The organism is Brucella sp. NBRC 113783, from assembly GCF_040372265.1.
Classification (GTDB): domain Bacteria; phylum Pseudomonadota; class Alphaproteobacteria; order Rhizobiales; family Rhizobiaceae; genus Brucella; species Brucella teleogrylli.
This window is the reverse complement of sequence record NZ_BAABRX010000003.1, coordinates 54233-66481: the sequence shown is the minus strand read 5'-3', so window position 1 is coordinate 66481 and position 12249 is coordinate 54233. Positions and strand designations below refer to the sequence as shown.

The window sequence follows — 12249 nt, the reverse complement described above, 5'->3', positions numbered from 1 at the left end:
TCCCCGCCGATTGCCCCGTCAGGGCAATCGTGATTGTCGGGGTGTGGTGTTAAACGGACTTTATGGCGTCAGAGGACTTTTGCTAGAAACTCCCGGGTTCGGGGATGCGTTGCCGCATTGAAAAGATGCTCCGGCCTGCCGGTTTCGAGAATGCGGCCCTCTTCCATGAAGACCACCGTATCCGCCACTTCGCGGGCAAAGCCTATCTCATGGGTTACGATGACAAGCGTGGTGCCAGAGCGTGCGAGCTCCTTGATTACATCCAGCACTTCACCCACCAGTTCGGGGTCGAGCGCAGAGGTCGGCTCGTCGAACAGGATCACTTTGGGATTAAGTGCCAGTGTGCGGGCGATGGCGACACGCTGTTGCTGACCACCGGAAAGCTGACGCGGATAGGCATTGATTTTTTCGCTGAGACCAACGCGCGCCAGCAGACGTTTTGCAATCACGGTCGCGGCATCCCGGCTCAGGCCACGGACAATCATCGGCGCTTCAATGATGTTTTCCAGCACGGTCAGATGCGGGAAGAGATTGAAGTTCTGAAACACCATGCCAACATCGACGCGTTTTTTCAGAATGTCTTTTTCCTTCAACTCATAGAGCGTGTCGCCACTCTGGCGATAACCCAGCAGTTCGTCATCAATCGAGATAAAGCCGTCATCCACACGCTCCAGATGATTGATGGATCGCAGCAATGTCGACTTGCCCGAACCCGATGGGCCGAGGATCGCTGTCACGCTCCCGGGCTTGATGTGCAGACTTACATTATCAAGAACGAGATTGTTGCCGAAGCTCTTCGATACACCGTGAATGTCCACCGCACCGCGTCGCACACCGGTAAAACCGCTGACAGCAAGCTTTTCGGTTATCCGTGCATCGTGTTCGCTCAACGCAACAGTCTCAGCCCTGGTCGAAACCGGGGTTTCTGCTGGAATTAAACGAGCGAAAAGGCGTGTCAGAATAGCTGGTGGTGGATTGCGCAATGCACCGCGCGAAAAATGGCGCTCGATGTAATATTGCGCGATCGAGAGCACCGTCATGATGATCAGATACCAGACGGTTGCGACCATCAGTAGGGGAATGACTTCGAGATTGCGGCGGTAGATGACTTGCACCGTGTAGAAGAGTTCCGGCAGCGCAAGGACATAGACCATCGATGTGCCTTTAGCGAGACCGATGATCTCGTTGAAGCCCGTCGGAAGGATCGTGCGCATGGCTTGCGGAAGCACGATGCGGAAGGCTTGTCTGCGCCGTGGCAAGCCGAGTGCGGCGGCAGCTTCGAGCTGTCCCTGATCGACAGACAGAATGCCGCCACGGATGATCTCGGAAGAAAATGCAGCCTGATTGAGGCTCAACCCTAAGAGGGCAGCAGCAAACGGACTGAGTATCTGAACGGTGGGATATTCGGCAAAGGTGATATCCGTATATGGAACACCTAATCTGACTGTTTCATAGAGATAGCCGAGATTGTTCAAAACAAGAAGCAGGACGATCAGTGGAATGGATCGCAGCAGCCAGATATAGGCCCAGGAAAGACCGGACAACAGCGGCGAGCGTGAAACGCGAGCCAGCGCGAGCGCGGTTCCAAGGGCAAAACCCAGCACTGTTGCAAGCGCTGTCAACCACAGTGTCCGCATCAAACCGACGAGAACAGGCTCGGAGAAGAACCATTCTGCAAAGACTGGCCAACCCCATTTCGGATTGGTCAGAACCGATTGCAACACAGCGATAATCAGGCCTGCGGCGATGACTGTGCCAACGACGCGTGCCGGATAACGGGCCGGAACGATGCGATAATGTTTGAAATCGCCGGGACTTACGCGAGAGCCTGTCTCTCTGTCCGTACCCGCAAACTCTGTAGCGATAGCCATGATCAACACTGCTCCGAATAGCCGTTCAACTTATGAATCACCGCAGGAATTCCTGCTTTTGAAGTCACCGGATTCCATTTTCGGAGATGAGGCGTCGAGTTTCAAAACAAATAAGTCTATTTAATCAGGCGGTGGCGGATGTTTTTTCCATAACACCCACCACAACGCCCAAGCATCTACTTAGCCAAACACCACCTGTTTTAAAGCGGCGTCGGAAGGATGAAATTCAACTTGTCCGATATTTTCAATATTTTTCTCGAAAGGCAACGTCCCGTAAATTTCGGGATCGGCCGCGACATCAAAAAGCGCCGTATATCCGTTTCTCAAATAGAGTTCCCTGGCTTCCGGCTGCCGGAAACCAGTGGTCAGATAGACGCGGCTATAACCCTGCCGACGCGCCTGCGCTTCCAGTTCATCCAACACCTTTTTGGCCAGCCCCTGTCGACGGAAATCACTATGTGTCCAGATGCGCTTGAACTCGGCGGTCACATCGTTATAGCGCATGAATGCGCCACCAGCGATTGTCTGGCCATCACGAAGCAACAACAGGAAATTGCCGTGCGGAGGCGCAAAAGCTTCCGGCGGATATCTGTTCATTTCGGCGGCTGCACCCTCTTCATTGAAATAGGTGCCGTAGCGCGTGTCGTACTCAATCGTCAGCGCCTCGATCAATGGCACTGCACGAATATCGGTCGTTGAAGTGTAGAGAAATTCATCCGCCATGATGGGCCATCCATGTTGAAGAAATCGTGCAATCTCAGATCAGCGATGCTTCGGTCAGCCGAACCCAAAACAACGCGGCTGGAAGCAGGATTTTATCGTTGAAATTGTAATCGGGGCTGTGCAGACCGGCACTTTCACCATTGCCGACGAAGAAATACGTTCCCGGCTTTTGTTCGAGCATGAAGGCAAAATCCTCACTCGCCGTGCGCGGTCGGAAATCTTCGATAACGGTGCCGGTGGGGAAAGTGCTTAGCGCGACCTGTCGTGCAAATTCCGTCTCGGCTTTTGCGTTGATCAAAGCAGGAAAGCCCCACTGATAATTGACATCAGCAACAGCACCAAAACTTTCGGCCTGTGAACGCGCGACAGCTTCAATCCGCCGCCGCAATTCCTCGCGCACAGTTTGCGAAAACGAGCGGATGGTAATGCCAAGATCAACATGCGCGGGAATGACATTCAACGCATCACCGCCATGAATGGAGGCCACCGTCACAACCCCCATATCGAGCGGATCGAGATTGCGCGCGACCACCGTTTGCAAGGCCAGAACAATGGATGAAGCCACCACAACCGGATCTACCGATTTGTGTGGTTCGGCCCCATGACCGCCACGGCCGTTCACGCGAATTCTTGCCCGGTCCACCGATGCCATCGCCGGGCCAGTCACAAAGCCGAACTTGCCTGCGGGCACGCCCGGCCAGTTATGCAGCCCATAGACGGCATCGCACGGAAAGCGCTCAAAGAGGCCGTCTTCGATCATGCTTCGGGCGCCTGCCCCGATCTCCTCAGCTGGCTGGAAAATCAGGTGCACTGTACCGGAAAAACGACCGGACTGAGCGAGATAGCGCGCTGCTGCCAGCAGAATGGTCGTGTGTCCGTCGTGGCCACATGCGTGCATCACACCGGAATTGCTGCTTGCGTAATCAAGACCAGTTGCTTCGATGATTGGCAGCGCGTCCATATCTGCCCTGATACCAATGGCCTTACCGGAGTTGCCGCGTTTCAATGTGCCAACCACGCCAGAGCCACCAACGCCGGTTGTAACGTCATAGCCCCACTGACGGAGATAATCCGCCACGAGAGCAGAGGTTCGTGTTTCCTTGAACGCCAGCTCCGGATGAGCATGAATGTCGCGACGCAAAGCGATAAACTCGTCGATAAACGAGGCAAGACCCGCCTCGATTTCCAGTTTGCGGTTTACGTCTGGCGACCGTTGAATATTCATGCCGCACCCTTTCGGTGGCTTTCGGCATCATTGTTTTCAACGGGCTTCGCATAACGGCTCTGCGGATGCTCCAATCCAAGATTTCCGCGCAGCGTGTCGTATTTCAGACTGCCTTCATGATATCCGCGCTTTTCCAGAATTGGCAGAACATGGGCAATGAAATCATCCAGCCCTTCAGCAATCACCGGGAAGCCGAGGATGAAACCATCAGCTGCCTTTTGCTCTTTCCAGAGAATGATTTCGTCTGCGATTCTTTCCACCGTACCAATGAAGGACGTGCGTGGTGTGGCAACATTCAGCGCCACTTCACGTAAACTGAGCCTGTTTGCAGCCGCGTCGCGCTTGATACGATCCGTTGTCGAACGGAAGCTGTTTTTGCCGACATCACCAAGATCCGGGAAAGGCGCATCAAGATCATAGGCGGTGAAATCATGATGATCGAAGAAGCGACCGAGATAGGACAGAGCTTCGTTGATGCTTACGAGATTACGGATCGCATGATATTTCTCTTCGGCCTCGGTATCGGTTCTTCCAACGATGGGACCAATGCCGGGATAAATGCCGACATCGTCCTGCGAGCGCCCATGCGCAACAGCGCTGGCTTTAATCTGCGCATAAAATGTTTGGCTGTCCTTGATGGTGCCGGCATTGGTGAAGACGGCGTCCGCATGTTTACCCGCAAGTCCTACACCCGCTTCCGAAGCGCCGGCCTGAAAGATGACGGGCTGGCCCTGAGGCGAGCGCTGGATATTGAGTGGCCCTTCAACCGAGAAGAAGCGGCCCTTATGGTCGAGCCGATGGAAGCCCTCCGGCCTGTAAAACTGTCCGCTCTCGCGATCGCGAACGAAGGCATCTTCATCCCAGGAATCCCAAAGACCTTTAGTCACTTCGAGATATTCATCGGCGATTTCATAGCGTAACGCGTGTTCTGGGTGTGGCTTGCCATAGTTGCGGCCTGAACCTTCAAGCGGCGATGTCACCACATTCCAGCCCGCACGCCCGCCGGAGATGAGATCAAGCGATGCAAACTGTCGCGCAATCGTAAATGGATCGCTATAGGACGTCGAAACCGTGCCTGCGAGACCAATGCGCTTCGTATTCGCTGCGAGCGCCGAAAGGATGGTCAAAGGCTCAAAGCGATTGAGAAAATGCGGAATGGAAATCTCGTTGATATAAAGCCCGTCGGCGATGAAAGCGAAGCTGATACCAGCCTCTTCGGACTTGCGCGCCGTATCGATGAAAAACTGGAGATTCACGCTTGCATCTGCCGGCCCGGATGGATGTTTCCAGGCATTCATATGTCCGCCCGCACCCTGAAGCATCACACCGAATCTGATCTGCTTGGAACCCATTTTAGATACTCCTTATCGCCAGTGGCTTTGGATCAGGCGGCAATTGCCAGACGTTCGCCTGCCAGGCCCTCGATGGCAGCTAATCTTTGCTCATGAGAAACAGCGGGGAACTCGAGCACAAACTCGGCCACCCCATATTGCTCGTGCAGTTCATCCAGCTTCTGCTTCACCTGCTTTGCCGAGCCTGCGAGTACATTTGGATGCTTTTCTTCAACCCGGTAATCAGCCTCTCCAGCCTGCCGCGCAAACTCGGCGGCTGCCTCCTGTGTGCCAACCGAAACGGATTGTCCGGAGGCGAGATGCACCTTGAAGATTTTAATTTTCGAGACCACGGCATCAACCGTATCTTCGGTCTCGGCAACCACTGCGCCAAGCGCCAGAACCGGCACCTTTCCGGTCACTTTGCGATAGGCGTCGAACGTTTTCTGTAGATTGGCAGTATCGCCATTCAAATGACCGGCATAGACAAAATCCCAGCCGGAATGTGCGGCAAGCAACGCGCTTTCCGGGCTTGCGCCAAGCACGAATTTTTCCGCAGAAAGCTGTGGTTTAGGCGTTGCCGCCAGTCCTTCAAACGGACCGGAAGCGATCTTGCCACCGCCAAGAAACGCAGTGAGCTGCTCAAGCTTGCTGTTGAAATCGAGGCGCTTTTCGCTGCCTGTTTCCTGCTGTAACGCCTTGGTTGATAAAGGAAGTCCGCCCGGCGCCTTGCCGACACCGAGATCCACGCGCCCGCGTCCGAGGGCGGCCAGAAGGTTGAAGTTTTCGGCAACTTTGTAAGGGCTGTAATGCTGAAGCATCACGCCGCCAGAACCAATTCTGATCCGCTTTGTCGATGCCAGAAGATAGGAAACAAGCACCTCGGGCGAAGGCCCGGCCAGTTCCTCCGCGTGATGATGCTCCGCAACCCAGAACCGCTTGTAGCCCGCTTGTTCGGCCGCCTGAGCATAAGATACGGTGTTCGAAAGGGCGGCTTCCGCATTGCCCGCTTGTGCTACCGGACTCTTGTCGAGAAGACTTAACTGATAGGGCATCGGTACATCCACTTTCGCTGAGCATCACATCGGGTGACCCCTTCGCGCAAAGCGCACGTCTAGGGATCAGCCTCAGATAGTTTCTCGGCTTCGGGACGAAATCTCAAAGATCAGGCAACTTAAATCTTCTGCATTGCGACAAATTTATTCTGCGGCGCAGTTATATGTTGAAACGGCCTGCTTTGCCCGTTCCCTTCTGCTGTTGCCCAGGCGCTCCACACCGCGGAGCACCGATGATGTTGAGACTTGAACACAAATTGGAAACCAGACCGGTTCGCTTATTCTCAAGGTGAGAGGCTCACGCCTCTTGTAAATCACTCTCATATGTCTTCTTGGTCTTTGGCACGCAGAGGCAGGCAGGCACGATCATCACCGCGATAAGCATCATCGCTACAAAGGTCGCGTGCAGCGCGTGCTGAAGCGCCAGCCGTAGCTCGTGCTGATCAATCAACATCTCCGCCCCATTCAGCAGGTCACGAAGTTGTTCTGACGTAATCGCTTCACCGTGGTTGGCATTCGCAAGACCGTAGGTGAGCACTGCGCCCAGAATGGCCGCGCCGAGTGTGCTTCCCAAATTACGCGAGAAAACATTCGATGCCGTAGCGCTGCCACGCTCTGACCAGCTTACGCTGTCCTGCGTCAAGATTAGTGCCCCGATGTTAAGCAGCCCCATGCCGAAACCCATGATCAGAGAACCGGCTCCAGCCATTGTTGCCGAACTTGACGGGGTGAGCATGACAAGCAGAGAGGTTCCGATTGGAATACAGATGCTTCCGACGATCATGATTGGACGCAGCCCAAAACGCGTAAACTGTCGCGATGCAATTGTTGCCCCGCAGGGCCAGCCCAGCAGCAGCATAGTGAGGGCAAAGCCCGCGACCACGGGAGAACGGTCGAGAACCGTCTGTACATACATCGGCAAAAATGTCGTGAGGCCCATAATCGACATGCTGGCCAGGAAAACTGCAAGATTGGAAAAAGCTATAGGACGCTTCAGCCACAGGTCGGGCGCGACCATGGGTTCCTTCGTGCGGCGTTCCTGCCAGATGAAGGCAATCAACGAAACGGCAAAGAGAATGAATGCCAGAATTCCTTCCAGTGAAACCGCGCTCTCCATCAGGGTAAGCGCAATCATCAATGACGAAATGGAGACAGCGAAAAGTGCCGCGCCGAGCACGTCGACCGAGACCGGTTTTGTCCGCTTCTCTTCATGCAGGAAGAGAAGAAAACCAGATGCCGCCAGAATACCGACGGGAATATTGATCCAGAAAACCCAGGCCCAGCTCAGATTGTGAATGATGAGACTGCCAAGCAACGGGCCGACGACGGCTGACAAAGCCCATACACTGGCAAGATACCCTTGGACCTTGCTACGCTGCGCTCCGGGAAAAAGGTCCGCCACCACAGTCATGGCCGCAGGCTGGATCGCCCCTGCGCCGATGCCTTGCAAAAGCCGGAAGACGATCATCGAAGGCATCGACCAGGCGAAGCCTGCCAAGACCGAAGCGGCGAGGAACAGCGCGATACCGAAAATAAGAACGGGCTTGCGACCATAAATGTCTGCAAGCTTTCCAAACACGACGGTCGTCGCGGTCTGGGTCAACAGGAATGACGAAAAAACCCAGGAATACAGATTGAGTTGTCCCAGCTGTGCTGCAATCTGCGGCATTGCGGTAGACACAATCGTTGCCTCGACAGCGATCATGGCCATGCTTGCCATGATCGCGGCGACAACAAGCCCGCGATGAGAGAGTTTTTCTGTCATGGATCGCTTTCAGACCAGAACTGGTCGTCGTTGAGAGAAGCCTCCTCGCTCCCGGCTTGCTTCTTAGACCCGCTCGACCACCATCGCAATACCCTGCCCGCCACCGATACACATTGTTGCCAAACCGTAGCGGCCACCGATACGTTCCAGTTCATAGCAAAGCTTGATGAGGATGATCGCTCCCGACGCTCCTACCGGATGGCCGAGAGCAACGGCGCCACCATTCGGATTGACCTTATCTTCCGGAAACTCCAATTCTGCGCTGACCGCACAGGCCTGCGCCGCAAACGCTTCGTTGGATTCGATCACATCCATATCGGCTACGGTCAGACCGGCCCGCTGCAAAGCCTGTCGGCTGGCGGGAACGGGGCCCATACCCATTACCTCGGGCGCGACGCCACCAAGTCCGGTTGCGATAATGCGGCCTAATGCCTTGACGCCATGGGCCTTAGCGACGCCCTCCTCCATAAGAACCAGAGCTGCCGCACCGTCGTTGAGACCCGATGCATTGCCCGCCGTTACGGTGCCGTCCTTGCTAAAAGCAGGGCGCAGCTTGGCCATATCCTCCAGAGAAACATTGCTGCGCACATGTTCATCCGTATCAAACAGTTTTTCTGTCCGACCTTGCTTGACGGTAATTGGCAGTATCTGGCCGCTAAAGCGGCCATCTGCGATTGCTGCTGCCGCTCGACGGTGCGATTCAACCGCGAAAGCATCCTGCTTTGCCCGATCGATGCCAGACCGCTCGGCGATATTCTCAGCGGTCATGCCCATGTGACCGTGACCGAAAGGATCGGTCAGAGCCCCTACCATCATATCTATCGCGGTCACATCGCCCATCTTCTGACCGTTGCGTGCCTGCGTCAGTAAATGGCCAGAGCGGCTCATGCTCTCCGCACCGCCAGCAAGCACGATATCGGCTTTGCCAAGCTCAATCTGTTCGGCAGCGGAAACGACCGCCTGAAGGCCCGAACCGCACAAGCGGTTCAAAGTCAACGCAGGCGACGTGTGAGGAACCCCAGCACGAACCGCAACGACGCGCGAAATATACATATCTTCCGGTCTGGTGTGAATGACATTGCCGAAGACTGTCTGCTCAACCTGATCGGGCTCGATGCCAGCACGCGCGATCACTTCGCGCGCCACTGCGGCTCCCAGTTCACACGGAGGAATACCTGCAAGAGAGCCACCAAAATCTCCGATTGGCGTGCGAACCCCGGAAGCAATAACCACTGAACGTTTCATGTTGGTCTTCCTTAAACCTTGTCAGCCATTTCAGGCAAAGCCTGGAACAAATCAGCCACCAGCCCGTAATCGGCGACCTGGAAGATCGGCGCTTCTTCGTCCTTGTTGATGGCGACGATGACGCGGCTGTCCTTCATGCCAGCCAGATGCTGGATAGCGCCGGAAATACCGACAGCGATGTAAAGCTCCGGTGCAACCACCTTGCCCGTCTGGCCGACCTGCCAGTCGTTTGGCGCATAGCCCGCATCGACTGCCGCACGGCTGGCGCCAACGGCAGCACCGAGCTTGTCGGCAACCGGAAGGATCACTTCCTGGAACTTTTCAGCCGAACCAAGTGCACGACCGCCTGAGATGATGATCTTGGCCGAGGTCAGTTCCGGACGATCCGAAGCCGACAGCGCATTGCCAACAAAGCTCGACAGCGCCGGATCGGCAGGCACGGTTGCGTTCTCGACGGCAGCCGAACCACCCTCGCCCGTTGCGGAGAAGGAGGCCGTACGCACTGTGATCACCTTCTTGGCGTCGGTGGACTGCACTGTCTGGATCGCATTGCCCGCATAGATCGGACGCTTGAACGTATCCGCTGACACCACTTCCATGATTTCGGACAACTGCATCACATCGAGAAGTGCTGCAACGCGCGGCAGGATGTTCTTGGCCGAGGTCGTCGCCGGTGCGATGACCGTGTCGTAATTGGCGGCGAGTTCCACGATGAGTGCTGCCGTTGGCTCGGCCAGACGGTTTTCCAGCGCATCGCTTTCAGCCAGCAGAACCTTGCGCACGCCTTTGAGCTTGGCGGCTGCATCGGCTGCAGATTTTGCACCCTTGCCTGCAACCAGAATATCGACATCGCCGCCGATCTGGGCAGCTGCCGTCAGCGCCTTTGCCGTCTGGTCCGAAAGGGTTGCATTGTCGTGTTCGGCGATAAGAAGAATAGCCATTTATCTCGTCCCTTCCGATTTCTTAGATGATGCCGTCAGCCTTGAGCTTCTCAACCAGCTCGGCAACCGAGCCAACCTTGACGCCAGCCTTGCGGCCACCCGGCTCTTCGGTCTTCAGCACCTTGAGGCGTGGCGCAATATCGGCGCCGAAATCGGCAGGCGACTTCTCGTCCAGCGGCTTCTTCTTCGCCTTCATGATATTGGGCAACGACGCATAACGCGGCTGGTTCAAACGAAGATCAACCGTGACAATCGCCGGAAGCTTCACATCGATGGTCTGCAGACCGCCATCCACTTCGCGCGTGACCTTGGCCGAACCGTCAGCCAGTTCCACCTTGGAGGCAAAGGTTGCCTGGCTCCAGTTGAGGAGCGCCGACAGCATCTGGCCGGTCTGGTTGGCATCGTCGTCGATCGCCTGCTTGCCGAGGAAGACGAGGTCCGGCTGTTCAGCCTCGACCACACCCTTCAACACCTTGGCAACGCCGAGTGGCTCGACCGTCTCGTCGGTCTTGACCAGAATGGCGCGGTCCGCACCCATGGCAAGCGCCGTGCGCAGCGTTTCCTGCGCCTGTGCCGGGCCAACCGAAACAGCCACAATCTCCGTTACCTTGCCAGCTTCCTTCAGACGGATCGCCTCTTCAACCGCAATCTCGTCAAAAGGGTTCATCGACATCTTGACGTTGGCAAGCTCAACGCCCGAGCCGTCTCCCTTCACACGGATCTTTACGTTGTAATCGACAACCCGTTTTACTGCGACAAGGACTTTCATTCCTGACTCCTTCGAATTTTTGCTGCCCCAATTGCATCGGTGCCAGACATAATCGCAGCCAACTGGATGGCTCCCGTCGATGCGTACATCGCGTTATGGTCTGGTTGATAAGAACTGGGGCAAATCACATTAAAAATCGATGATTTCTGCGGCTCTGGCTGCGAGTGCAAAGGGCCCCTCGCGCCAGGAATAGCCAAGCTGCATGGCGGTATCGATTGCACCAGCGTCCGATGCAATCTCGGACAGATGTGTCTCGCAGTAGCGCACCAGCTTGCGCAACACCGAACGCGCGTAGTTCCCAACCGGACCTTGTTTGCTAAGCAGGTCATGCAATTCCGTAGGCAACGGCACCGGGCGAGTGGCGCGATAAAGCATTTTGTCAGTATCGAGCACTTCGAACTGCCCATCGGCGGCCTTGCGGTAGAACCCGCCGCCCGCCTTGCGCCCAAACGACCCTTTTGCCAGCAATTCAATGATGAGCGGATTGCCCGGCAGATTATAGTCCTGCAAGGCATCATCTTTCGGCAGCGCCTGCATCAAACCGCCCCATATGGTTGGCACGAGGTCAATGCCAATCAGATCGAGCAACCCGAAAACACCGGTATTTGGAACTCCGAGTACCGTCTGCACAGCGTCGGCAGTTTCGATATCCAGTCCAAAACGACAAGCTTCCGTGACCGACACCGCTATCCAGAAACAGCCGATACGGTTGGCTATGAAGCCTGGCGTGTCATGGCAATCAATCGGTGTTTTGCCCAGCAATAATCTGGCCGCTTGATGCAACTGATCGCGCAGGTCAGGATCAGCCTGATCGTCGACAACAACTTCCAGAAGCGGCATCAGTCGTGGCGGATTGAAGAAATGCGTGATGGCAAAGCGGCGTGCAAGACTGCTTTCCATATCAGCAACCAGATCATGACGCGGGATGGTTGATGTGTTCGAAGAGAGAATTGCCGACGGTTTCAGATGGGGTGCAATTTTCCGGAACAACTCGCGTTTAATGTCGAGTTTTTCCACCACTGCCTCAATGACCCAGTCTGCATCCTGTAACCGCGCGAGATGATCGTCAATATTGCCGGGGCGTATTCGGGCTGCAGCCTCCGGCGTCGTAAACCCGCCCAATTTAAGCTGGCGGGAAATCCCGGTTTCCGCCGGTTCGATACGGTTGACGCCACGGGCAATATCCAGCAGTTCAACGGCAATAACGGCATCGGCAAACTGCGCTGCAATACCCGCCCCCATGGCGCCGGCTCCGATGAGCCCGACTTTCTTTATTCCGGTTGTCTCGGCACCCGCGACTTTTGCTATCAGATTTTGCATGACG

General features: G+C 55.7%; 10 protein-coding genes. All 10 read right to left on the bottom strand.

Going from position 1 to position 12249, the window contains the following annotated elements:
• Positions 1 to 68 precede the first annotated feature (68 nt).
• Positions 69 to 1871 (bottom strand): amino acid ABC transporter permease/ATP-binding protein, encoded by a 1803-nt coding sequence (locus ABWW11_RS10865; protein WP_109366226.1) that lies wholly within the window; start codon positions 1869 to 1871, stop codon positions 69 to 71.
• 180 nt (positions 1872 to 2051) lie between these two features.
• On the bottom strand, positions 2052 to 2594 hold the full coding sequence (locus ABWW11_RS10860; RefSeq protein ID WP_109366227.1) for a GNAT family N-acetyltransferase: 543 nt from the start codon (positions 2592 to 2594) through the stop codon (positions 2052 to 2054).
• Positions 2595 to 2628: 34 nt separating this feature from the next.
• Entirely contained in the window at positions 2629 to 3819 is a 1191-nt protein-coding gene (locus tag ABWW11_RS10855; protein ID WP_109366228.1) for a M20 aminoacylase family protein, read from the bottom strand.
• On the bottom strand, positions 3816 to 5171 hold the full coding sequence (locus ABWW11_RS10850; RefSeq protein ID WP_319081171.1) for an LLM class flavin-dependent oxidoreductase: 1356 nt from the start codon (positions 5169 to 5171) through the stop codon (positions 3816 to 3818). The genes ABWW11_RS10855 and ABWW11_RS10850 overlap by 4 nt, the downstream gene beginning before the upstream one ends.
• A gap of 32 nt (positions 5172 to 5203) precedes the next feature.
• Positions 5204 to 6205, bottom strand: coding sequence for an MsnO8 family LLM class oxidoreductase (locus ABWW11_RS10845; protein WP_109366230.1), 1002 nt, complete (start codon positions 6203 to 6205; stop codon positions 5204 to 5206).
• Positions 6206 to 6503: 298 nt separating this feature from the next.
• On the bottom strand, positions 6504 to 7970 hold the full coding sequence (locus ABWW11_RS10840) for an MDR family MFS transporter (RefSeq protein ID WP_109366231.1): 1467 nt from the start codon (positions 7968 to 7970) through the stop codon (positions 6504 to 6506).
• A gap of 63 nt (positions 7971 to 8033) precedes the next feature.
• Positions 8034 to 9215, bottom strand: a complete 1182-nt coding sequence (gene bktB, locus ABWW11_RS10835; protein ID WP_124916546.1) for a beta-ketothiolase BktB — start codon at positions 9213 to 9215, stop codon at positions 8034 to 8036.
• A gap of 11 nt (positions 9216 to 9226) precedes the next feature.
• Entirely contained in the window at positions 9227 to 10156 is a 930-nt protein-coding gene (locus ABWW11_RS10830; RefSeq protein ID WP_109366233.1) for an electron transfer flavoprotein subunit alpha/FixB family protein, read from the bottom strand.
• Between the two features lie 22 nt (positions 10157 to 10178).
• A complete protein-coding gene (locus ABWW11_RS10825) occupies positions 10179 to 10925 on the bottom strand; it encodes an electron transfer flavoprotein subunit beta/FixA family protein (protein WP_109366234.1) in 747 nt (248 codons plus the stop codon).
• Positions 10926 to 11054: 129 nt separating this feature from the next.
• On the bottom strand, positions 11055 to 12245 hold the full coding sequence (locus tag ABWW11_RS10820; protein WP_109366235.1) for a 3-hydroxyacyl-CoA dehydrogenase family protein: 1191 nt from the start codon (positions 12243 to 12245) through the stop codon (positions 11055 to 11057).
• Positions 12246 to 12249: the final 4 nt, after the last annotated feature.